23 protein-coding genes are annotated in these 21,401 nt (G+C 71.3%); 11 read left to right on the top strand and 12 right to left on the bottom strand.

All coding sequences use genetic code 11. The annotated features are described in order from the left end of the window. The first annotated feature begins 80 nt into the window (after positions 1-80). Entirely contained in the window at positions 81-632 is a 552-nt protein-coding gene (locus F1721_RS16065) for a hypothetical protein (protein ID WP_150067509.1), read from the top strand. Here the strand turns inward: F1721_RS16065 and F1721_RS16060 are convergent. From F1721_RS16060 to F1721_RS16045, 4 genes are read right to left on the bottom strand one after another with little or no spacing between them, the layout of a single operon-like run. Then, positions 629-1,276: a DUF6346 domain-containing protein gene (locus tag F1721_RS16060; RefSeq protein ID WP_150067508.1), complete on the bottom strand. Its 648-nt coding sequence runs from the start codon at positions 1,274-1,276 to the stop codon at positions 629-631. The genes F1721_RS16065 and F1721_RS16060 overlap by 4 nt on opposite strands. A gap of 9 nt (positions 1,277-1,285) precedes the next feature. Then, a complete protein-coding gene (locus tag F1721_RS16055) occupies positions 1,286-2,395 on the bottom strand; it encodes a WXG100 family type VII secretion target (protein WP_150067507.1) in 1,110 nt (369 codons plus the stop codon). Continuing rightward, entirely contained in the window at positions 2,379-2,699 is a 321-nt protein-coding gene (locus F1721_RS16050; RefSeq protein ID WP_150067506.1) for a type VII secretion target, read from the bottom strand. Before F1721_RS16050 ends, F1721_RS16055 begins: the two co-directional genes overlap by 17 nt. Then, positions 2,696-3,130, bottom strand: coding sequence for a YbaB/EbfC family nucleoid-associated protein (locus tag F1721_RS16045; protein WP_150067505.1), 435 nt, complete (start codon positions 3,128-3,130; stop codon positions 2,696-2,698). The genes F1721_RS16050 and F1721_RS16045 overlap by 4 nt, the downstream gene beginning before the upstream one ends. A 116-nt stretch (positions 3,131-3,246) precedes the next feature. Between F1721_RS16045 and F1721_RS16040 the strand changes: the two genes are divergently transcribed. Continuing rightward, complete coding sequence (locus F1721_RS16040) at positions 3,247-4,767, top strand: cobyric acid synthase (protein ID WP_150067504.1); 1,521 nt, start codon at positions 3,247-3,249, stop codon at positions 4,765-4,767. Between the two features lie 51 nt (positions 4,768-4,818). Then, positions 4,819-5,061, top strand: a complete 243-nt coding sequence (locus tag F1721_RS16035; RefSeq protein WP_150067503.1) for a type II toxin-antitoxin system Phd/YefM family antitoxin — start codon at positions 4,819-4,821, stop codon at positions 5,059-5,061. Here the strand turns inward: F1721_RS16035 and F1721_RS16030 are convergent. Then, on the bottom strand, positions 5,037-5,732 hold the full coding sequence (locus F1721_RS16030) for a FadR/GntR family transcriptional regulator (RefSeq protein ID WP_150067502.1): 696 nt from the start codon (positions 5,730-5,732) through the stop codon (positions 5,037-5,039). The genes F1721_RS16035 and F1721_RS16030 overlap by 25 nt on opposite strands. 88 nt (positions 5,733-5,820) lie before the next feature. Here F1721_RS16030 and F1721_RS16025 point away from each other — a divergent pair, with 88 nt between their 5' ends. Then, the gene (locus F1721_RS16025; RefSeq protein ID WP_246155014.1) at positions 5,821-7,083 is read left to right on the top strand and encodes a CynX/NimT family MFS transporter; all 1,263 of its coding nucleotides are present in this window, start codon (positions 5,821-5,823) and stop codon (positions 7,081-7,083) included. A 74-nt stretch (positions 7,084-7,157) separates the two neighbouring features. On the opposite strand, the gene gdhA is transcribed toward F1721_RS16025, so the two are convergent. The 4 genes from gdhA to F1721_RS16005 form a co-directional block, all read right to left on the bottom strand. Further along, positions 7,158-8,498, bottom strand: a complete 1,341-nt coding sequence (gene gdhA / locus F1721_RS16020; RefSeq protein WP_150067500.1) for an NADP-specific glutamate dehydrogenase — start codon at positions 8,496-8,498, stop codon at positions 7,158-7,160. Between the two features lie 175 nt (positions 8,499-8,673). Continuing rightward, on the bottom strand, positions 8,674-10,071 hold the full coding sequence (locus F1721_RS16015) for a mycothione reductase (protein WP_150067499.1): 1,398 nt from the start codon (positions 10,069-10,071) through the stop codon (positions 8,674-8,676). Positions 10,072-10,085: 14 nt separating this feature from the next. Further along, the gene (locus F1721_RS16010) at positions 10,086-11,102 is read right to left on the bottom strand and encodes a VanZ family protein (protein WP_150067498.1); all 1,017 of its coding nucleotides are present in this window, start codon (positions 11,100-11,102) and stop codon (positions 10,086-10,088) included. A gap of 376 nt (positions 11,103-11,478) precedes the next feature. Continuing rightward, positions 11,479-12,024, bottom strand: a complete 546-nt coding sequence (locus tag F1721_RS16005; RefSeq protein WP_150067497.1) for a YbhB/YbcL family Raf kinase inhibitor-like protein — start codon at positions 12,022-12,024, stop codon at positions 11,479-11,481. A gap of 249 nt (positions 12,025-12,273) precedes the next feature. On the opposite strand from F1721_RS16005, the gene F1721_RS16000 reads away from it, so the two are divergent. From F1721_RS16000 to F1721_RS15990, 3 genes are all read left to right on the top strand, one after another. Beyond that, the gene (locus F1721_RS16000) at positions 12,274-13,239 is read left to right on the top strand and encodes a sugar kinase (RefSeq protein ID WP_246155001.1); all 966 of its coding nucleotides are present in this window, start codon (positions 12,274-12,276) and stop codon (positions 13,237-13,239) included. Positions 13,240-13,312: 73 nt separating this feature from the next. Further along, complete coding sequence (locus tag F1721_RS15995) at positions 13,313-14,224, top strand: NAD(P)-dependent oxidoreductase (RefSeq protein WP_150067496.1); 912 nt, start codon at positions 13,313-13,315, stop codon at positions 14,222-14,224. Between the two features lie 337 nt (positions 14,225-14,561). After that, a complete protein-coding gene (locus F1721_RS15990; protein ID WP_150067495.1) occupies positions 14,562-15,344 on the top strand; it encodes a S1 family peptidase in 783 nt (260 codons plus the stop codon). 58 nt (positions 15,345-15,402) lie between these two features. Here F1721_RS15990 and F1721_RS15985 read toward each other — a convergent pair whose 3' ends face one another. After that, positions 15,403-16,302, bottom strand: a complete 900-nt coding sequence (locus F1721_RS15985) for a LysR family transcriptional regulator (protein WP_150067494.1) — start codon at positions 16,300-16,302, stop codon at positions 15,403-15,405. Between the two features lie 105 nt (positions 16,303-16,407). Here F1721_RS15985 and F1721_RS15980 point away from each other — a divergent pair, with 105 nt between their 5' ends. Further along, positions 16,408-17,634, top strand: a complete 1,227-nt coding sequence (locus F1721_RS15980; RefSeq protein WP_246154998.1) for an MFS transporter — start codon at positions 16,408-16,410, stop codon at positions 17,632-17,634. Here the strand turns inward: F1721_RS15980 and F1721_RS15975 are convergent. Beyond that, positions 17,548-18,180 (bottom strand): LysE family translocator, encoded by a 633-nt coding sequence (locus F1721_RS15975; RefSeq protein WP_150067493.1) that lies wholly within the window; start codon positions 18,178-18,180, stop codon positions 17,548-17,550. The genes F1721_RS15980 and F1721_RS15975 overlap by 87 nt on opposite strands. 286 nt (positions 18,181-18,466) lie before the next feature. Here F1721_RS15975 and F1721_RS15970 point away from each other — a divergent pair, with 286 nt between their 5' ends. From F1721_RS15970 to F1721_RS15960, 3 genes are all read left to right on the top strand, one after another. Continuing rightward, positions 18,467-19,273 (top strand): S1 family peptidase, encoded by an 807-nt coding sequence (locus F1721_RS15970; RefSeq protein WP_246154994.1) that lies wholly within the window; start codon positions 18,467-18,469, stop codon positions 19,271-19,273. Between the two features lie 52 nt (positions 19,274-19,325). Further along, entirely contained in the window at positions 19,326-19,931 is a 606-nt protein-coding gene (locus tag F1721_RS15965; RefSeq protein ID WP_150067492.1) for a DUF4291 domain-containing protein, read from the top strand. Between the two features lie 73 nt (positions 19,932-20,004). Beyond that, positions 20,005-20,472, top strand: a complete 468-nt coding sequence (locus F1721_RS15960; protein WP_150067491.1) for a GNAT family N-acetyltransferase — start codon at positions 20,005-20,007, stop codon at positions 20,470-20,472. Between the two features lie 10 nt (positions 20,473-20,482). Here F1721_RS15960 and F1721_RS15955 read toward each other — a convergent pair whose 3' ends face one another. Further along, the gene (locus F1721_RS15955) at positions 20,483-21,328 is read right to left on the bottom strand and encodes an oxidoreductase (RefSeq protein ID WP_150067490.1); all 846 of its coding nucleotides are present in this window, start codon (positions 21,326-21,328) and stop codon (positions 20,483-20,485) included. Positions 21,329-21,401 lie beyond the last annotated feature (73 nt).

Here is a 21,401-nt window from a genome sequence, read left to right as displayed (position 1 = left end):
AGCGCTTCGCGCTTGCGGCAGCTCATACCTCGTGGCTGAAGGCGTCGCGCCTGCGGCTGAAGCGTCTAGGCTCGGTGCCCGTGCACAGCGAGACGTGGGCGCCGAGCCGTTCGGCGAAGGTCGTCCGGTACCGGTACGGCTGGGGATTCCTCGCGGGCGCGTTGTTCCTGTGCGCCTTCGACGGGATGTTCGTGCTCTACGCCGTCGAGCCCGGTGTGGCAGCCGAGGGGCACCACCCGGTGATCGGCTGGGTCTTCGCCGCGATCTTCGCGCCGTTCGCCCTGATCATGCTGGTCGGCGGGCTGTTCATGCTGTTCAAGGGGCATCAGGTCCGGGTGGACGAGCGCGGCCTGTGGTTGCGCAGCGGCGGTGACACCGACTTCATCTCGTGGGGCGAGCTGCGCGCGGTGCGCGGCCAGGAGCCGAAGCCGAAGGCGAAGGACGACCCGAACTCCAGGCCGACGCCTGCCGCGCTGGTGCTCCACCCGGCCGACCGGGCGTTCGGCGTGCGGCACGCGGTGCTGCTGAAGAGCCCGAACCCGCCGGAGGCGCAACTGGAACTGCCCGGGAAAGCCACCGTGCAGCGGCTCACCCGGGCAGTGTCGGAGGTCAGGCCGGACCTGGTGCGCTAGCGCCCGGCCCGACGGCGTTCCTCCTTCGCCCTGCGGCGGGCTTCCTTGATCTCGGCGTACCGCGCCAGCCGGGCTTTGCGGGCTTGGCGCTCTTCGAGCTCCTTCTGCTTCTTCGCGGCGCGTTGTTCCGGCGTGCCGTGGATCTTCTCCCAGAACTTCCGCTGCTCTTCCTGGGAGAACCCCCACACGACAGCCTTGGCGAAGAACCAGAGCATCGCCATGATCGCCGGGAACCCGACCGCCGCTGAGATCACGGCGTAGGTGCCCGCGGAAACCCCCTCCGGGGAGGCGTACACCCGGTAGTCCGAGGTGACCATCCGGTTGCCGCCGTAGCCCCAGTAGAGCCGCTTGTCCTGTCCGATGTCCTCCGGGGTGAAGAAGTTCATGTCGATGTCGGTCGTCCAGGTCTCGCCGGACTCGTCATCGCGGATGGTCGCCGTGCAGTTCCAGTTGTGACCGAAGCCGCGGCGGGTGATCGGCCCGGTGTCCTCGCACGCGGTCACCCGCGCCGTGGCGTTCGTCGCCTCCGTCTTGCGCTGGAAGGAGAAGATCACCGTGAGCGCGGTGAAGGCGATCAGCGCGACGATGCCGAACCCGATCAGCACCCGCAGGACGCGGGCGACCGGGTTGTCCGACCTCCACACCGACCTCACCTACTTCTGCTCCTGCTGGTTCTCGTGCGCGAGGTCCTTGCCGTCGTCCAGCGCGGCCGCGCCCTTGGTCACCTCGTAGGTCATCTTCGCGCGACCGCCGTCCGGGCCCATGTCGACGGTCGGCTTCTGGAAGAGGTTGCCTTCCGCCCAAGGCTTGTACTCGGCGCCGCCCGCCTTGAAGCCCGCCCAGGCGTCCTTGAGCCGACCGGTCGTGGAACTCTGCAGACCCTCACCGAGCTCCTTCACTCCTTGACCGGTGACGGCCTTCTGGGCGTTGGGGTTGACGACGCTGGCGCTCGGCGCGTTGGCGAGGCCGCTGAAGAAGTCGTCCACCTTGGTCTTGAGCGACTGCCCGGCGGAACCGAGCTTGTTCAGGACGTTGGACAGGTTCTTCAGGACGTCGGCGAGTTTGTCCATCCAGCCCTTGATCTTGCCAGCCCAGGTGATCGCGGTCTGGACTGCTTCGGCGATCATCCCGCCCGCCGCGATGCCCGCGGTGGCGACGGCCGCCAGGCCCCACTTGAGGACGATGGAGATGATCTCGCCGATGGCCCCGGCGATGAGGTCGCGGACGATGCCGCGCACCGCGCCGACCACGACACCGGCGCCGTCCACCGCGGCCTTCATGCCGTTGCACGCCTCGCCGAGCGCGTCGACGGTCTTGGCGGTGTCGGCGCCGAGGGTGCGGTAGGCGTCACCGGCCTTGCCCTCCCAGGAGGTGGTGCCCTGCGCGGACTGGCCGTACTCCTGGCCGACCGCCTTGAGCTCCTTGCCGATGTTCTCCCAGGTGCTGGCCATGCCGCTGATGGCGTCCGGGTTGCCCATCAGCGCGTCGAAGGGCTCCCGCAGGAAGGAGACGTTCTCCATCAACCACCCGACTCCCCAGCTGGCCAGGGTGGCCAGCGGGTCGGCGGCGAGGCCGACCGCGTCGACGCCGACGCCGAGCGCGTTCAGCCCGGCGGAGTCCCAGTCGCCGTTCTGGATCGACTGGACGGTGCCGATGACGTTCTCGACACCACCGGCACCGCTGGCCGGGTTGGCCGTCCCCTTCGCCTCGGACTCCTTCGAGGACTCGTCGGCCGTGACGACGAGGTCACTTTCCGAACTCAACGGTCACCCCCTTGATGAAGTCGCTGTTCTCCTGGTCGGTCCGCTCGTACTCGGCCGCGGTCTCGTCCAGCGCCGTCTTGATGGCCTCCAGCGCTCTCGCGCCGGTTTCGATGGCGGACTTGGTGAGCTCGCCCTGGGCGGTGCACTGCATCGCCAGGAACTGGCCGAAGATGCCGAACGCGTTGCTGTCCAGCGTGGTCTGGGCCGCGCCGTGCGCCGTCTTCACGCGGTTGGCGAAGCCCTGGACCTGGCCGCTGTGCTCCTTGATCACCGGCACGTCGGCCTTGAAGCCGTCGTCGCTCATCGCAGGAAGCTCCCGCCGTTGTCGTAGTCGTCCTCGTCGGCGGGCGGGGCCGGGCGCTTCGGGGTCTCGTCCGGATCGGTGCCGTCCCCGGCGTAGCCGTGCGGGAGGCTGCTCTTGACGAAGTCCAGCGCCGTCCCGTCGCCGACGAACTGCTGCATGACGTCGACCATCTGGCCAGCGGCGTCCCGCTGGGCCCGGCGGACGCACTCCATGATCGAGGCTGCGACCTGGTCGGGCTTGGGGTGCTGGAAGCCGTGGCCGAACTGGATGTCCTCCAGCACACCGCTGCTGTTGACCCGGACCGTCACCTGCCCGTCGCGGGACGTGGCAGTGGCACCGAGCTGCGAGAGCTCGGACTGCGCGCGGTCGGTGTCCTCCTTGAGCTTCCGCAGTTTGGAGTCGTACTGGCTCAGCCAATCGTCTGGATGCATCGTTCCTCAAATCGGTGTACCCGGGCGTTGCGGAGAGAGTAGAGGAGCGTGCTGGAGGCATGTGGTGTGCGACGGAATTTGCGCGAGCAACTCGGGCGATGGGATAGGAAGTTCTCGTGAATGCGTTGTTGGTGGCCGGAACCACCTCGGATGCCGGGAAGAGCGTCGTCACCGCCGGGATCTGCCGGTGGTTGGCCCGGAGCGGGGCGCGGGTGGCTCCGTTCAAGGCCCAGAACATGTCCAACAACTCCGTCGTCACGCCCGACGGCGGGGAGATCGGGCGGGCCCAGGCGGTGCAGGCCGCCGCGTGCGGGCTCGAGCCCTCGGTGCGGTTCAACCCGGTGCTGCTCAAGCCGGGCAGCGACCGCAGTTCGCAGGTCGTGGTGCTCGGGCGGGTCGCCGGTGAGGTGACCGCGATGTCCTACCGGGCCCGCAAGGCCGCCCTGCTGGACACCGTGGTGTCCACATTGGAAGAGCTGCGGGCCGAGCACGACCACGTGATCTGCGAGGGCGCCGGGTCGCCCGCCGAGATCAACCTGCGGGCCAACGACATCGCGAACATGGGGCTGGCGCGGGCCGCCGGACTTCCGGCGCTGGTGGTCGGCGACATCGACCGCGGCGGCGTGTTCGCGCAGCTCTTCGGCACCCTCGCGCTGCTGGACGCGGCGGACCAGGCGCTGATCGCCGGGTTCGTGATCAACAAGTTCCGCGGTGACCCGGCGCTGCTGGAACCCGGGCTGGACCAGCTGCGGGAGCTGACCGGACGTCCGGTGCACGGCGTGCTGCCGTGGGCCGAGGAGCTGTGGCTGGACGCCGAGGACTCGCTCTCCTACGCCGCGGACGGCGTCGTCGGGCGGCCCGCGCCGCCCCGGGGCGACCAGTGGTTGCGGGTCGCGGTGCCGCGGCTCCCGCGGATCTCCAACGCCACGGACGTCGAAGCGCTGGCCGCGGAGCCGGGCGTCGCGGTGCGGTTCGTCACCGAGCCCTCGCGGCTGTCCGACGCCGACCTGGTGGTGCTGCCCGGGTCCAAGTCGACCGCGGCGGACCTGGCCTGGCTGCGCAGCAGCGGGCTGGCCGACGCGGTCCTCGCGCACGCCCGCGCCGGGCTGCCGGTGGCCGGGATCTGCGGCGGTTTCCAGATGCTGACCCGGCGCATCCACGACGAGGTCGAATCCGGTGCGGGGGCGGTCGACGGGCTCGGGCTGCTGGACCTGGAGATCGAGTTCGCGGCCCGCAAGACCCTGGCGCGGCCCAGCGGTCGCGCGTTCGGCGAGCCGGTCTCCGGCTACGAGATCCACCACGGGCAGCCGGTCCGCCGCGGCGAGCTCGAACCGCTGGTCACCACCGCCGACGGGCAGCCGGAGGGCGGCATCGCCGGATCCGTGCTCGGCACGCACTGGCACGGGCTGTTCGAGAACGACGCCTTCCGGCGGTCCTTCCTGCGCTGGGCGGCCCGGCGCGCCGGGCGGGACGGCTTCGAACCGGCCGGGGACACGGTGTTCGCCGACATCCGCGCCGGGCAGCTCGACCTGCTCGGCGACCTGGTGGAGAAGCACCTGGACACCGACGCCCTGCGGCGGCTGCTCGACGGGGGAGCCCCCGCCGGGCTCCCGACGCTGCGCCGCAGTTTCGGCTGAGACCGCGGCGAATGCGGGCCTTCGCGGTGTGACGCGGGTAACGTCGTCGGCATGGCTGTCGAGTTCTCCGTTGACGAAGCCCGCGAGCGGTTGGTCGAGCTGCTGGACCGCGCCGAATCGGGGGAGGAGATCGTGATCACCCGGTTCGGCGCGCCGTCGGTCCAGCTGCTGCCGGTGCAGGGCCGGTCCGGCGGTGGCTTCGCCACCGGCCTGATCGCGGGATCCTGGGTGGTCCCGGCCGGTGCCGAGGCCTTCGACGTCGGGACCGACTACTGGCCGGATTCCTCGGCCTGAGGACCCATCTGGGCGAGCAGCTCGTCCAGGAACCCGCCCGCTTCCTCCGCGGCCCGCCGCGGATCGCCGTCGCGCACCGCGGCGAGCAGCGCCGTGTGCGAGACGTGCTGCTCCGGCGGGATCTCGGGGTTGAAGGTGGTCGCCACGCTGGAGGTCACCGCTTCGCGGATCCCGTCGTAGAGCGAGATGAGCACCGGGTTGTGCGAGGCCGCGACCAGGAGCCGGTGGAACTCGGTGTCGGTGGTGACGACCGATTCGCTGTCCCGGTTCTGCACGGCTGCGTCGCGCTCGGTCAGGCAGGCCGACATCTCCCGCAGGTCGTCCTCGGTGCGCGTCTTCGCGGCCAATCGCGCGCCCTCGACCTCCAGCGCGCGCCGAACCTCCAGGACCTGGCGCAGCTCCTGCCCGCACAGCTTGCGAACCGCGCCGGAGATCTCGTTGGTGGCGCGCACGAACGTGCCGTCGCCCTGCCGGACCTCCAGCAGTCCGGCGTGGGAGAGCGCGCGCACCGCTTCGCGGACGGTGTTGCGCCCGACGCCGAGCGCGGCCACCAGTTCGGCCTCGGGCGGGATCTTCTCGCCCAGCGGCCATTCCCCGGACGTCACGAGTTCGCGGATCTGGGCGATGACCTGATCGACCAGCCCGGTCCGTTTGGCGGTGACCAAAGGCACTGACAGGTCCTTTCGTCCAAACATCCTACGTTTGACATACTAGGTCGTGATGTCCACCGAGTCACGCACCCAGCACGTCCCTGACCATGTGGCTGACCAGGATGCCACCCGACTCCCCACCGATGTGCACCCGGACGCGCTCGCCCGCGAGAACGACGGTGCCGCGGAGACCGTCAACCCGAACCGGCACCTCGCGACCGCCGGTGGCGGTCTGCTGCTCGCCGGTGTCGCGCTCGCGGCGGCGAACATGCGCCCGGCGGTCACCAGCCTGGCGTCGGTGCTCGGTGAGGTCCGGGACTCGCTCGGCGCTTCCAGCACCTGGGCGAGCGTGGTGACGTCCGTGCCCACGCTGTGCTTCGGCGTGGCGGGCATCGGTGCTCCGCTGCTGGCGCGGCGGATGGGCATCAACAAGGTCATCGGGGTCTCGTTGGCGGTGCTGACCGCCGCGATGCTGCTGCGGACCGTCGGCGGTCCGTGGACGGTGCTCAGCGGCACGGTCCTGGTGTGCGCGGCGATCGCGATGTGCAACGTGCTGATCCCGGTGGTGGTCAAGGAGTCGTTCCCGACCAAGGTCGGGATGGCGACCGCGCTCTACACGACGGCGATGGCCGCGGGCGGCTCGACCGGCTCCGCGCTGACGCCGTACCTGAACTCCGCCACCGGCAGCTGGCGGCTCGCGCTGGCCACCTGGGCGGTGGTGGCGCTGGCCGCGCTGTGCGTGTGGGTTCCGGCCACCGCCCGCCGCTCGTCGGCGAGGCAGGTGACGGCCTCGACCGGGCCGCGGCGGTCGCTGATGCGCAGCCCGCTGGCGTGGGTGATCACCGGGTACTTCGCGCTGCAGTCGTTGGTCGCCTACGTCGTGATGGGCTGGCTGCCCGAGGTGTTCAAGGGCGCCGGGATCGACGGCACCACCGCGGGCATGCTGCTCGGCCTCCTGCTGCTGGTCGGCGTGCCGATCAACATGGTCCTGCCGCCGCTGGTGACCAAGACCCGCAGCCAGTCGGGCTGGGCCATCGGGCTGGCGGTGCTCACCATCAGCGGTCTGCTCGGCCTGCTGCTGGCGCCGCTGACCATGCCGGTGGTGTGGGCGCTGGCGATCGGCATCGGCATGAGCGCGTTCCCGCTGGCCCTGGTGCTCATCTCGCTGCGCACGGCCAACGCCGCCGACACCAGCTCGCTGTCGGCGATGTCGCAGAGCATCGGCTACCTGATCGCGTCCTTCGGGCCGTTCCTGTTCGGCGTCCTGCACGACGTGACCCACCAGTGGTCGGCGTCGCTGGTGGTGCTCCTGGTGGTGGTCGCGGTCCAGGCGGTCTTCGGCGTGATTGCCGGACGTCCCCGCACGGTCTGACGCCGGATTCGACGAAGGGCGCCCCCGACCTGGCTTTCGGTCGGGGGCGCCCTTCGCGTTCGTCCGAGCCCGGATCAGATGAGGCCGAGGCGGAGCATGGCGTCGGCGACGTTGGTGAAGCCGTTGATGTTGGCTCCGGCCACGTAGTTGCCCGGCATGCCGTACTCCTCCGCCGTGGCGTAGCAGCGGGCGTGCACGTCCTTCATGATCTGCTGGAGGCGCTGCTCGGTGAACTCGAAGCTCCAGCTGTCGCGGGACGCGTTCTGCTGCATCTCCAGCGCCGAGGTCGCCACCCCGCCCGCGTTCGCCGCCTTGCCCGGGCCGAAGGCGACGCCCGCCTCCTGGAAGGAGCGCACCGCCTCGGGGGTGGTGGGCATGTTCGCGCCCTCGCCGACCGCGATGCAGCCGTTGGCGATCAGCGTTGCCGCGTCGTCGGCGCCGAGCTCGTTCTGGGTGGCCGAGGGCATCGCGACCTGGCAGGGCACCTCCCAGACGCTGCGGTCCGCGACGAACTTCGCACCCGACCGGCGCTCGGCGTAGGCCGCGATCCGGGTCCGCTCGACCTCCTTGAGCTGCTTGACCAGCTCGACGTCGATGCCGTTCTCGTCGTGCACGTAGCCGGAGGAGTCCGAGCAGGCCACCACGGTGCCGCCGAGCTGGTGCACCTTCTCCATCGTGTAGATCGCGACGTTGCCCGAGCCGGAGACCACGACCTGCTTGCCCTCGAAGGACTCGCCGCGCGCCGCCAGCATCTCCTGCACGAAGAAGGCGCAGCCGTAGCCGGTCGCCTCGGTGCGCACGCGGGCGCCGCCGAAGGACAGGTGCTTGCCGGTCAGCACGCCCGACTCGTAGCGGTTGGTGATCCGCTTGTACTGGCCGAACAGGTAGCCGATCTCGCGGCCGCCGACGCCGATGTCCCCGGCCGGAACGTCGGTGTACTCGCCGATGTGCCGGTGCAGCTCGGTCATGAAGCTCTGGCAGAACCGCATGATCTCGCGGTCCGAGCGGCCCTTGGGGTCGAAGTCCGCGCCGCCCTTGCCGCCGCCGATGGGCAGGCCGGTGAGCGCGTTCTTGAAGATCTGCTCGAAGCCGAGGAACTTCACGATGCCCTGGTACACCGACGGGTGGAAGCGCAGACCGCCCTTGTACGGGCCGAGCGCGCTGTTGAACTCCACCCGGAACCCGCGGTTGATGTGCACCTCGCCGCGGTCGTCCTCCCACGGCACGCGGAAGGTGATCTGGCGCTCCGGCTCGCAGATGCGCTCGATGATCTTCTGGTCGGCGTACTCGGGGTGCTTGTCGATGACCGGCCCGATGCTCTCCAGCACCTCGCGAACGGCCTGGTGGAACTCGGTTTCGCCGCGGTTGCGCTGGACCACGTTGTCGTAGACCGGCTCGAGACGTTCGTGAAGCACTGGTCGAACTCCTTCGTTCTCTGCGCTACAGGACGGGTTGCACCCCCAGGGCCAGGACACAACTGCCGCTCCAGCACACAGCCGTGTCTGGAACGGATCAAGATGATGCCGGACACACCGCGGGCGGCGGTGTGTCCGGCCGATCAGGTCTTGCGCGGGTTCCGCCGGACGCGCGTCAGCGCAGCGGCAGGTTGAGCAGGGCGTTCTCCACCAGCTCCGGCATGCCGGGGTGGATCCAGTACTGGCCGCGGGCCATGCTGCGGGCGTCCAGCCCGAACTGCATCGCCTGGATCAGCGGCTGGATGAGGGTCGGGGCCTGCGGGCCGATGATGTGCGCCCCGAGCAGCAGGCCGGTGTCCGGGTCGGCGAGCAGCTTGGCGAAGCCCGTGGTGTCCTCCATCGCCCAGCCGTAGGCGATCCCCGCGTAGTCCTGGGTCGACGTGACGTACTCGACGCCGCGCCGCTCGGCCTCCTGCTCGGTCAGGCCGACCGAGGCGATCTGCGGGGCGGAGAACACCGCGTGCGGGACGAACCGGTGGTCGGACTCGATCGGGGCCTCCGGGTGCAGCAGGTTGTGCTGCACCACCCGCATCTCGTGGTTGGCGACGTGCTTGAGCTCGTGGTCGGAGCTGATGTCGCCCATCGCCCACACGCCGTCGACCGAGGTCCGCTGGGTGGCGTCGACCTTGATCTTGCCGCCGTCGGTGAGCTCCAGCCCGCCCGCGGCGGCGTCGATCAGGTCGGCGTTGGGCACCCGGCCGATCGCGACCAGCAGCGCCTCGGCCTCCACCACCTCAGCACCCTCCGGGCCCTCCAGGTGCAGCCGCACCAGGTCGCCCTCGCGCTCGACGGAGATCTCCTTGCGGTTGAGCCGCAGGTCCCAGCGCTGGGCGGCGAGCTCGGTGAACCGCGCCGAGACGTCGGTGTCCTCGCTGCGCAGCACCCGGCCGGACCGGCCGATCATGGTGACCTCGACGCCGAGCGCGGAGAACACGTGCGCGAACTCGGCGCCGACGAACCCGGTGCCCATGATGATCATCCGGCGGGGCAGCCGGTCGAGCCGCATCACGGTGTCGCTGGTGTAGTGGTCGACCTGGTCGAGGCCCGGGAGGTCCGGGATCGCCGGACGCCCGCCCGCGGCCACCACGAACCGGTCCGCGGTGATCGTCTCGGGTCCGTCCGCGGTCTGCACGGTCAGCTGCTTGACGCCGGTGAACCTGGCCAGCCCCTGGTAGAGGGTGACGTTCGGGTTGTCCTCGGCGCGGTAGCGGCGACCGCCCTCGGCGATCGGGTCGATCCGGCCGAAGATCCGGTCCCGGATCTCCGGCCAGCGCACGTCGCGCAGCTCCAGGTCGACGCCGAGCTTGGCGCCGCTGCCCGGGGAGCTCGCCACGTCGGCGGTGTGCACGAACATCTTCGTCGGGATGCAACCGACGTTCAGGCAGGTGCCGCCGTAGGCGTCGTTGGGGCCGATGCCCTTCTCGACGATGGCGACGTCCCAGTCGGAGAACCGGTCGTCGAGGATCGAGTTGCCGGAGCCGGATCCGATGATCACTAGGTCGAAGTGCCGCACTGGTCCATCCTGCCTCAGGTCGAGCGGGCCGCGGTCGGGGCGCGCTGGCGTCGTCTGGCGTCGATCACTTCCAACCCGGAGACCAGGCCGGTGATTCCGCGGTGATCTCGGGTGTGCATCACGCCGCAAGCGTGCACTGCGCACCACAGCACCCCCAGCGTCGCATCCGCCTCGCCGAGCACCGCCGTGCACATGCCTTGAGCTGCGGCGAAGCCGCCGATGCCGGACGCCCAGCGCAGCAGCGCGGCGGCGGTCGGCCTGGTGGGCGCGCGGGCGCGCAGGCAGACGGCGTGCTGGCCGAGCGAGCTGCCGCCGCTGAGCAGCATCGCGCCCAGCAGGACCACTGCGGGCGCGAACCACAACGCCGATGCCTCCCACCAGGTGTCGGGCTCGGCGCCGGTCAGCCAGAGCACGACCTCGGCGCCGCGGGCGCAGGCGACGCCCAGCCACCACAGCAGGAGCAGGTCGCAGCTCATGCCCAGCAGGCGGCGGGGTGCGCTGACCGGGCGCGGCTCGGCCGGTCGGTCGCGGGCGGTGGTGGGCACGCGGCGCAGCAGCGGCCCGAACACCCCGCCGAGGGCGGCCCCGGCAGTGTTGGCGAGGACGTCGTCGACGTCGAACACCCGGTGCGGGCAGGGGAGCAGGAACCACATGCCGGTGAGCTGGGTCAGCTCGACGACCGCCGAGACGGCCCCGCCGACCAGCGCCGCCGCTGCTGGGCCGCGCCGGAGCAGTGCGCCCAGCGGGACGAAGAGCGCGATGTTGCACGCGAACTGCTCCAGCCCCGCGGTGCTGCGGAAGGCGGCGAACGGCTGCCACTGCGGTTCGTAGCAGGCCGGGGAACCGGGGAACGGCAGCAGCACGTAGCAGGCCAGCGCGACCGCGTAGAGCAGGACGGCGAAGCGCAGCAGCGCGACGCCCACGCGCAGCTCGCCGTGCCGCCGGTGCTCGGCGGCGACGAACGGCGCGAACAGCACCGCCGCCAGGCCGGTGGCGACCAGCACGGCGAACGATCCGGGCAGCACGCTCATCTCGATCTCCTGACGTCCGAAAACCTCCCCGCTGATATAGAGGAGCGAAGGCCCGTTTCAGATACATCTCGATCGAGTGATCGTCGAACGCGAAAAAGCCGCGCCCGCCCCGGGAACCGGGACGGGCGCGGCTCGTGCACCTCCTGCAGTTTCAATGGAAACTGCAGATCCTCCCCACGGCGGATCACAGTTTCCATTGAGCCTTTTTCATCCTGCCCGTGGACCGCAGCTGCGAAGGGCGACCGGCACCGGTCGGCGAGGGTCGCATGCGCCGCCAGGCGCATAGCCCACCCTCGCAGCCTGCACCGCCACCGGCACCGCCACGCAGAACGAGGTTGGAAAAACCTCATTGAAACTGTGGCTCGAAAGCGCGGAGTCAGTGCTGGTAGGTGGGGGTGATCACGGCTCGGGCGAGGGTGTGGAACGCCAGGTTGAAGCTGATCACCGCTGGGCTGGCCGTGTCGTCCGGGCCGAGCTTCTCGATGTCCACGGCGTGCACCACGAAGTAGTAGCGGTGCGGCCGGTCGCCGGGCGGCGGCGCGGCACCGCCGAAGGCCCGCTCGCCGAAGTCGTTGGCCACGTGGAAGGACCCGGCCGGGATGCCGTGGCCGTTGCGGTTGCCCGCGTCGGTGGCCAGCTCGGTCACGTCGGCCGGGATGTCGACCAGCACCCAGTGCCAGAAGCCGCCGGGGATCGGCGCGTCCGGGTCGAAGCAGGTCACCACGAAGCTCTTGGTGGCCTCCGGGAAGCCCGACCAGCGCAGGTGCGGCGAGTGGTTCTGCCCCTCGGCGCCCATCCCGTCGAAGGCGTGGGCGCGCGGCATCGGCCGCCCGTCGGCCACGTCGTCGGAGGTGACGTCGAAGCTCGGGACCGCGGGGAGCAGCGAGTACGGATCGGGGTCGATCGGGCGCTCCAGACTCATTGCGAGCAACCTCCATTCCTGGGACTGAGGACGATCAGCGGCCAGCTTAGGGATGTTCCGGTGTCCTGTTCGCGCGGCGGGGCCGCACCGCAGGATTCCCGGTCAGGAGCATCGCGCACCGCGGATCACGCTGCGGCGGGGAATGCCCGATCTCAGCAGCGATATTGCGCGCAATGCAACGGCAGTGTGTATTTCGCACCATCCTCGATAGGCTGGGCGCCGACGTCGTGGCGGATCGAGGAGGCGGACGTGGCGGAGCCGGGCGGCCCCGAGGTGCTGTGCTTGGGGGAGACGATGTCGCTGGTCTCCCCGGCCTCTCCGGTGCCCCTGGAGCAGGCTCCGGTCTTCACCCTCTCCGCGGGCGGTGCGGAGTCCAACGTCGCCATCCACCTCGCCGCGCTCGGGCACCGGGTCGGCTGGGCGAGCCGGGTCGGCGACGATCCGCTGGGCCGCCGCCTGGTCGCGACGATCGCCGCGGCCGGGGTGGACACCGGCCTGGTGGAGGTGCGGTCGGACGCGCCCACCGGCGTCTACTTCAAGGACCCCACCCCGCAGGGCACGCGGGTGCACTACTACCGCGCCGGGTCCGCGGCGTCCACGATGGACGAGGACTTCCTGCCCGACGACGTGCTCGACGCGCCGCAGGTGCTGCACCTGTCCGGCATCACCCCCGCGCTCTCGGCGGGCTGCGACCGGCTGGTCCGCCACCTGCTCACCCGCCCCCGCCGCGCCCGGATCACCTTCGACGTCAACTACCGCCCGGCGCTGTGGCCGGTGGCGCAGGCCGCGCCCGAGCTGCGCGAGCTCGCCCAGCTCGCCGACACCGTGTTCGTCGGGCTGGACGAGGCGACCGCGCTCTGGGGCGTGGAAACCCCCGAGGACGTGCGGAAACTGCTGGACCGGCCGAGCGTGGTCGTGGTCAAGGACGGGGCCGACGCCGCGCACGCGCTCGGCGCCGAGGCGGTGACCGTGCCCGCGCCGGAGGTCGAGGTCGTCGAGCCGGTGGGGGCCGGGGACGCCTTCGCGGCCGGGTTCATCTCCGGTGTGCTGCGCGGCGCGGACGCCGTGCGCTGCCTGCGGCTCGGCCACCTCCTGGCCGCGCACAGCCTGCTCAGCACCGAGGACCACACGGCGTCGCCGGACCGCGCGGACCTGGCGCGGTGGCTCGACCTCGACGAAGGTCGTTGGCGCGCGCTGAGTTTCGGCGCGGGGTGAGGTCGGGGTTGGGTGCGCCCCGGTCGGCGTTGGAGGATGCCGGGGACGTCGAGCGCTGCGGAATGGAGAAGTCGTGAAGGTCCACGTTGGTCCGGTCGCCCAGCCCGAGCTGGAGGCGGCCGTGGTCGCCGCCGGTGCCGAGCTCAGCCCCGCCGCTGATGCCAGCGCGCTGGTCTGGTTCGGCGGAGCACCGGCGCAGTTCGCCGAGCTCGACCACCCGGGCCTGGAGTGGGTGCAGCTGCCCGCCGCCGGGATCGAGTCGTGGGTGTCGGCCGGTGCGCTGCGGGACGGCGTGACCTTCACCTCGGCAGCTGGCACCTACGCGCAGACCGTCGCCGAGCACACCCTGGGGCTGATGCTGGCCGGGGCGCGCCAGATGCACCGGATGGCGCGAGCTTCGAGCTGGTCGCGGCCGGAGGGGATGGTCAGCGTCTTCGGCTCCACCGTCGGCATCGTCGGAGCTGGCGGGATCGGCCGCGCGCTGATCGAGCTGCTGCGGCCGTTCGGGGTCCGGGTGCTGGCGGTGAACCGGTCCGGCCGACCCGTCGACGGCGCGGCCGCGACCTGGCGCTCCGACGACGCCGCGGGGGTTCGGGAACTGCTGGCCGAGTCGGACTTCGTGGTGGTCGCCGCACCCGCCACGGCGGAGACCGCGCAGCTGATCGACGCCGGTGCGCTGGCCCGGATGAAGCCCGGGGCCTGGCTGGTCAACGTGGCGCGCGGATCGCTGGTCGACACCGAGGCGCTGGTCGCGGCGCTGGACGCGGAGCGCATCGGCGGTGCGGCGCTGGACGTCACCGACCCGGAGCCGCTGCCGGACGGGCACCCGCTGTTCCAGCACCCGCGGGCGATCATCTCGCCGCACGCGGCGAACCCGATGTCGCTGCTGGTCCCGGCGCTGGCCCGCCGGGTCGAGGAGAACGTGCGCCGCCGACTCGCCGGGGAACCGCTCCTCGGCGTCGTGGACCGCGCTGCGGGCTACTGACCCTGGCGGTCGCGGCGCCCGACATGTCTACATCGGACCGGTGTCCCCCGGAATGGGAAGGCCCATCGGAGTATTGACAAACTCCTGGCGTCATGAGTGTGAATACGCATTTCCCGGCGGTGGAACAACCTTGCGTATTTGAGTCCTTTTTGGACAGTTCGAGTAAGCCGTTCGAGTGGAAATTTTCGGGAATTTCCACTCGAACGGGTTGTGCTCATTGGTGCATCTGTATCCAACAGCGGGTCGTGATCCTCTTTCTAATGGACACTTTGGTCGAGCCGGAGACGGCGGATCGACACGCGATCTGCCGGGAGGCTCCGGGGGAGGAGGCAACGACATGGCGAACACACGGAGCCGGGTGTGGTCGGTGGCCGGGCTGCTGGCGGCGGCGGCGTTGTCGTCGGGAGTGCTGACCGCGGGGGCCGCGACCGCGGCGCCGCCGATCGTCGGGGGTGAGCCGGCCAAGATCGCCGAGCACCCGTGGGTGGTGTACCTGACCGACACCCAGGGCAACCAGTTCTGCGGCGGCACGGTGGCCAAGGCCAACAAGGTGATCACCGCGGCGCACTGCGTCAGCGGGGACAAGCCGGAGGCGGTCCAGGTGGTGGCCGGTCGGGAGAGCAAGCAGAGCAACGACGGCACGGTGGCCAAGGTGACCAACATCTGGGTCCACCCGCAGTACCAGGACGCCAACAGCGGCTCGGACGTCGCGGTGCTCACCCTCGGCCAGGACCTGCCGCAGCAGCCGCTGGCGATCGCGTCCAAGGACGACGCGCCGCTCTACGAGGCGGGCAAGCAGGCCTCGGTGCTCGGGTGGGGCGCCACCGCGGAAGGCGGTGAGGCGTCGGAGAACCTGCAGAAGGCGGAGGTCCCGCTGACCAGCGACGCCGACTGCCAGAAGGCGTACCCGCAGTACAAGGCGGACGCCATGGTGTGCGCCGGGCTCCCGCAGGGCGGCGTGGACAGCTGCCAGGGCGACTCCGGCGGACCGCTGGTGGTGGAGAACAAGCTGGTGGGCATCGTCTCCACCGGCAACGGCTGCGCCCGGCCGAACGCACCGGGCATCTACACCCGCGTCGCCGCCTACCACGACGACGTGCAGCAGCAGCTGGATTCCTGATCCAGCACGGACGCGGCCGGGGCGCGGCGGGAGCGCCCCGGCCGCGTCGCGTCCGGGCTCAGGCCAGCCGCAGCCGCGGGCCCAGCTCGCGGGCCAGGCTGGTGGTCAGGGACCGGAAGGTGCGCACCGCCGGGTTGCGGTCGTCCGCGCGGGTGGCCAGCACGCTGTGCTCGGGCGGCGCGTCCAGCACGGGCACGCAGACCGTGCCCGGCCACGGGTAGTACCGCTGGAAGGACTCCAGCGCCGATCCCGCGCCCCGACCGGCGGCGGCCGTCGTCAGGACCTCGTGCGGGGTCACCGCGTGCGAGCGGCTGCGGTGCGGCGACAGCCCGCCGCGCGCGTCGGCGAAGTAGAGGTAGTCGCTGAACTGGCGCGGGGTGTGCTCGGGGAGGCTGACGTAGGGCAGGTCGAGCACGTCGTCCAGGTGCACGGCGGGGGCGTCGGCCAGCCCCCAGGAGGCGGGCACGACGACGATGCGCCGCTCGGTGGTCACCACGTCCACGGCGATCCGCTCGTCCACCGGGGCGGGCCGCACGAACGCCACGTCGACCCGGTGCTGCACCAGCGCCGAGACGTGCTCGGTGAAGTCCAGCGCGAGGAACTCCACCGCGACCTCCGGGCAGGCCCGCTGGAACGCCTGCACGACGGCGGGGGTGAGCTCGGCGGAGCCGTTGCTCATGACCCCGACCCGCAGCGTCGGCTCCGCCGGGGCCTCCGCCACGTCGGCCACCGCCGCGTCCAGCGCGGCCAGCAGCGATCGCGCGTGCCCGACGAACCGCTCACCGGCCGGGGTGAGCCGCACCGGCGAGCGGTCCAGCAGGCGGACGCCGAGGTCGTGCTCCAGCTGCTTGATGTGCGCCGTGACGGACGCGGGGGAGCGGAACAGCCGCTCGGCGGCCTTGCCGAAGTGTCCTTCCTCGACGACCGCGAGGAAGGACGTCAACCGACGCAGGTCCATACCCGCAGCGTACGAACCGGTGGGCGCGAGGCGGATATCACGGCCGCGTTCACGAATCCTGAAGGGTTGGTGCGGTACCGCGCGTCAGCGGCTTAGAACGACTGCGTGCAGAACAAGTGGTTGCCCGCCGCGTTCCTGCTGACCGCGGTGGGCTGGGGAGCGAACCAGTTCTCGTCGCTGCTGGGCGCCTACCAGCACGACCTGGGGTTGTCCGCTCAGGCGACGACGGGTCTGCTCGCGCTCTACGTGGTCGGTCTGCTGCCGGGTCTGCTGCTCGGCGGCCCGCTGGCCGACCGCCGGGGTCGGCGCCCGGTCGTCCTCGGCGCGGTCGTGGTCAACGCCGCGGCGACGGTGGCGCTGATGATCGGGGTGGACGCGGCGGCCTGGCTGGCGGTCGGACGGCTGCTGACCGGTCTGAGCACCGGCGCGGTGCTGGCCGCGGGCAGCGCGTGGGTCCGGGAGCTGTCGCACCCGCCGTTCGGCACTGCGGTGGAGGACGGTGTTGGTGCCCGCCGGGCCGGGGTGATGCTCTCGATGGGCTTCAGCCTCAGCGGGCTGGTGTCCGCCCTGATCGCGCAGTGGGGGCCGCACCCGCTGGTCATCGCCTACCTGCCGCACCTGCTGCTGTGCGTGGCGGGGTCGGCCCTCGCGCTGTCCTGCCCGGAGACGCGCACGGACGGGAGCGGTTCCGGGGCGCGAGGCCGCGGGATGCGGGATCCGCGGTTCCGGCGCCTCGTGCTGCCGGTTGCGCCGTGGGTGTTCGTCGGCCCGACAGTTGCGTTCGGGACGTTGCCCGGCCTGGTCAGCCGCGACCTGGTCGGTTTCGAGATCGTTTACGCCGGGGTCGCCGCGCTGGTCACGCCGGGTCTCGGGGCCGTCGTGCAGCCGATCGCTCGCCGGATCGCCCGGCGCGGCGAGCGGGCCCCGGCGGTCGTCGGTCTCCTGGTGCTCGCGGCCGGGCTCGGGCTGGCGGCGATCTCCGCCGCGCGGGTGCTGCCCTGGGCGGCGCTGGTGGCCTGCCTGCTGATGGGCGTCGGCTACGGGTTCACCGTGACGTTCTGCCTGACCGTGGTGGGCCGGATCGCCGGGCCGGGCGAGCTGGCCCGGCTCACCGCGGTGTTCTGGTGCATCTCCTACCTCGGCTTCTGCACGCCGTTCGGGATCAGCCTGCTGGCACCGGTGGTCCCGGCGCCGGTGCTGCTGGCGGTGCTGGTCGCCCTCGTGCTGATCACCTGCGCGGTGGTGTCAGCCGGCGACCAGCCCGACCGAGATGGTGAGGAACGCCGCCGCGCTGATCACGTCCAGCGATTTCGCGACGCGGGGGTTCTGTAGCCGGTCGGCGATCCGCGCGGCACCGAGGACCATCGAGGCCTCCCAGATCAGCGCCAGCACCAGGAAGACCACGCCCAGCATCACCAGCTGCAGCGCGGGCTGCGCGGCCGAGCCCACGAACTGCGGCAGGAACGCCAGGCTGAACAGCAGCATCTTCGGGTTGGTGAGGTTGCTGAACAGGCCGCGCAGGTACGGGTTGGAGTTGTCGACGGGCGGTCCGCTGAGCGAGCCCTCGGCGGTCTTCTTCCTGGTCAGCCACAGCCCGCGCAGGATCGAGGCGGCCAGGTAGACCAGGTAGGCGGCACCGATCCACTTCAGCGCGGACAGCACGGCGGGGTGGCTGGTGACCAGGGCGCCGAGCCCGGAGATCACCAGCGCCACCTGCAGGATGCTCGCGGTGTGGATCCCGGCCAGCGCGAGCAGGCCCGCCCGGCGGCCGCGGTTCAGCGAGGTCCGCAGCAGCAGGAAGACGTCGACGCCGGGGGTCAGCACGACCACCACGCTGGCCACCAGGAAGGCGGGCAGCGGGGTCAGGTCCACGAGCACGGTTCCTCCTTCGCGACAGCGCACGGCACTGATCACTTGATCGGGTTGGATCTGTCACCTGTTCAGGCACAGTTCGCGGACCCGGTGCTGAGAGGTGCTCCGGGTCCGTGTCGGCGGGGGAAGGATGAGCGGCGGTCGACGGTGACGCGCTCAGTAAAATTTCCCGATGTAATCCATCTTAACGAAATTTTTTCCTGCGACCGTGTGAGTTGCGCCTCGTAATGTTCCGGTGTCCGGGTGACTACGGTGTGCCGTCGGCAAGATCGTCGACAGTGGGAGGCGCGTCGTGGCGCGTGGCAGGACCGGGGCCGCAGTGCGGCGGCTCGTGATCACCGGTGCGGTGGCGGCGCTGGCCGGAGTGCACCCCGCGACGGCGGGCGCGGCGGAAGAACCGCAGGCGCGGGTGCTCGGCGGTTCCGCGGCCACCACCGACGAGGCCCCGTGGCTGGTCGCGCTGACCGACGACCACGGCCGCCAGTTCTGCGGCGGCACCCTGGTGACCCCGATCAAGGTGGTCACCGCCGCGCACTGCATGGTCGAGCCGCTCACCGGCGGCCAGCGCGGCCCGGAGCAGCTGCGCGCGATCGCCGGGCGCACCGACCTGAGCACCGACGAGGGCGAGGTCGCGGAGGTCGACCGGGTCTGGGTGCACCCCGGGTTCCGCGGCTACACCAGCGGCGACGACGTCGCGGTCCTGACCCTGCGCCAGCCGCTGTCCCAGGGCGGGCTCCCGCTGGTCGACCAGGGCGACACCGAGCACTACCGGCCCGGCACCGTCGGCCGCGTCTACGGCTGGGGCAAGACCAGCGAATCCGGCCAGCCGTCGACGACACTGCAGGCGGTGGACGTCCCGATCACGACGGACGAGGCCTGCCGCGGCGCCTACCCGAACTACGACGCGCGGAGCATGTTCTGCGCCGGGGTGCCCGAGGGTGGGCGCGACGCGTGCACCGGGGACTCCGGCGGCCCGATCGTGGCGGACAACCGCCTGATCGGGGTCGTCTCGTACGGCACCGGCTGCGGTCGCCCGAACACCCCGGGCGTCTACACCCGCCTGTCCAGCTACACCGGCGAACTGGCCGGACAGCTCTGACCGGGCGGAAAACCGATTGAAGCACCGCTCGGCCTGCCGCAGGCTGAGCGGTGTGGAAGATCAGATCGAGCACCGCGCCGTCCGGGCGCGGCAGACGGCGACCACCATCACCGTCTACCAGGCGTACTCGGCGGAGATCGCCGGGGCGGCGCTGGCGGCCGGGACGTTCGTGCCCCCGTTCAAGCGCGAGCGCATGACGTGGATCAAGCCGTCGTTCCGGTGGATGGCCTACCGGTGCGGCTGGGCGACCAAGCCGAACCAGGAGCGGGTGCTGGCCGTGGAGATCACCCGCGACGGTTTCGAGTGGGCCCTCGAGCACGCCTGCCTGAGCCACTACGAGCCGGACGTCCACGGCACCCGCGAGCAGTGGGCGGAGCAGAAGCGGACGAGCCCGGTCCGCGTCCAGTGGGACCCGGAGCGGGACCTCCACCACCGCCCGCTGGACCACCGCTCCATCCAAGTAGGACTCGGCGGCGAAGCGGTGCCCCGCTACGCGGACGACTGGATCGTCTCGCTCACCGACGTCACCCCGGTGATGCGGCGGACGGCGGAGCTCGTCGCGGCCGGGAACCTCGATGCCGCCCGGGCCGAGCTGCCCGAGGAGACGCCGTACCCGCTGCCGGAGCACATCGCCCGCCGCCTCGGGGCCACCGGGTAGCTCGGAGTGTTGTTGGCTACTCCGGTGCAGGTGAATGCGGGTTTCGAGACCCCGTTGTGATATCCAAGTAGGGATGACCCTCCAGCCGCTCGCGACCGCCGTCCACCGCGCCTACACCGCGGACCTGGACGCCGAGGACTTCTACCGGATGCTGCGCCTGCGCGTCGACGTGTTCGTCGTCGAGCAGGAGTGCCCCTACCCGGAGCTGGACGGTCGCGACCTGGAGGAGACCACCCGGCACTTCTGGATCGACTCGGCCGACGGCTACGTGCTGGGCTACCTGCGGCTGCTCGAAGACCCCGACGGCACCTTCCGGATCGGCCGGGTGTGCACCGCCAAGTCCGCGCGCGGGCTGGGGCTGGGCCGCAAGCTGATGCGCGCCGCCGTCGCGGAGGTGCAGCACGCGCCAGCGGTGCTCGCCGCCCAGGTCTACGCCAAGGACTTCTACGCCTCCTTCGGGTTCGTCGTGGACGGCGACGAGTACCTGGAGGACGGCATCCCGCACGTCGACATGCGCCGCGAGCCGCGCCGCCGCGCGTGACCGGCGGGAGTCACGGGGTGTCGAACTCCGTGTCCCGGGAGACCTCCTCCCACTCGACCAGTTCGGCCCGCACCGAATCCAGGTGTCCGACGAGGGCGTCCACCGCATCGCCGCCGAGGGCCAGCCGCAGCGGGGTCTTCTCGGCGTTCAGGGCCAGCCGGATCGCCGCTGCGGCCTTCGCCGGGTCCCCGGGCTGCGTGCCGTCTCCGCTCCGCACCGCGTTCCGGGTGGCGCCGACCTTCTCCGCGTACGCCGGGTGCTCCGCGGAGAAGTAGGCCGCGCCCTTGCCGAACAGGTTGGTGCGGAAGGCGCCGGGTTCCACGATCAGCACCTTGATGCCGAACGGCGCGACCTCGTCGGCCAGGCCCTCGGAGAGCTGTTCCAGCGCCGCCTTGGTCGCGCTGTACGCGGAGAACCCGGCGAAGGACAGCTGTCCGCCGAAGCTGCTGATGTTCACGATCGATCCGGCTCGGCGCTCCCGCATCTGCGGCAGCAGGGCGCGGGTCAGCCGGGCCGGGCCGAACACGTGCAGCTCGAAGAGGTCGCGCAGCTCCTGGTCGGTGGTCTCCTCGAACGCCCCGACCTGGGTGCGCCCGGCGTTGTTCACCAGCACGTCGACCCGGCCGTAGCGGGCCAGGACGTCGGCGGCCACCGCGTCGATCCGCGCGCCGTCGGTGACGTCGAGGCCGATCGCCTCCACCCGGTCCGGGTGCGCGGCGACCAGGTCGGCCAGCGCCCCGGGCCGCCGGGCCGTGCCGATCACGGTGTCACCGGCGGCGATCGCCTCCTCCGCGATGGCTCGCCCGAAGCCGCTGCTCGCGCCGGTGATCAGCCAGACCTTGCCGTTCTCGGTCATCTTCTCGTCCTCTCCGTTCCGCTGACCCCCATCCTCGGGCGCGATCCGCTTCCACGTCCAAGACCTGCTGTGA

It is taken from the genome of Saccharopolyspora hirsuta (assembly GCF_008630535.1).
In the GTDB taxonomy this organism is placed as follows: Bacteria; Actinomycetota; Actinomycetes; order Mycobacteriales; family Pseudonocardiaceae; genus Saccharopolyspora; species Saccharopolyspora hirsuta.
The sequence above is the reverse complement of the archived record's forward strand: the minus strand, read 5'-3'. Positions and strand labels throughout refer to the sequence as shown.

What these genes read in the sequence shown, in the direction of transcription:
- F1721_RS15960 (WP_150067491.1), top strand. Translation starts at nt 20,005, where the DNA reads ATGACCCTCCAGCCGCTCGCGACCGCCGTCCACCGCGCCTACACCGCG.
- F1721_RS15990 (WP_150067495.1), top strand. Translation starts at nt 14,562, where the DNA reads ATGGCGAACACACGGAGCCGGGTGTGGTCGGTGGCCGGGCTGCTGGCG.
- F1721_RS15955 (WP_150067490.1), bottom strand. Translation starts at nt 21,328, where the DNA reads ATGACCGAGAACGGCAAGGTCTGGCTGATCACCGGCGCGAGCAGCGGC.
- F1721_RS16050 (WP_150067506.1), bottom strand. Translation starts at nt 2,699, where the DNA reads ATGAGCGACGACGGCTTCAAGGCCGACGTGCCGGTGATCAAGGAGCAC.
- F1721_RS16010 (WP_150067498.1), bottom strand. Translation starts at nt 11,102, where the DNA reads ATGAGCGTGCTGCCCGGATCGTTCGCCGTGCTGGTCGCCACCGGCCTG.
- F1721_RS16005 (WP_150067497.1), bottom strand. Translation starts at nt 12,024, where the DNA reads ATGAGTCTGGAGCGCCCGATCGACCCCGATCCGTACTCGCTGCTCCCC.
- F1721_RS16045 (WP_150067505.1), bottom strand. Translation starts at nt 3,130, where the DNA reads ATGCATCCAGACGATTGGCTGAGCCAGTACGACTCCAAACTGCGGAAG.
- F1721_RS16035 (WP_150067503.1), top strand. Translation starts at nt 4,819, where the DNA reads ATGGCTGTCGAGTTCTCCGTTGACGAAGCCCGCGAGCGGTTGGTCGAG.
- F1721_RS15985 (WP_150067494.1), bottom strand. Translation starts at nt 16,302, where the DNA reads ATGGACCTGCGTCGGTTGACGTCCTTCCTCGCGGTCGTCGAGGAAGGA.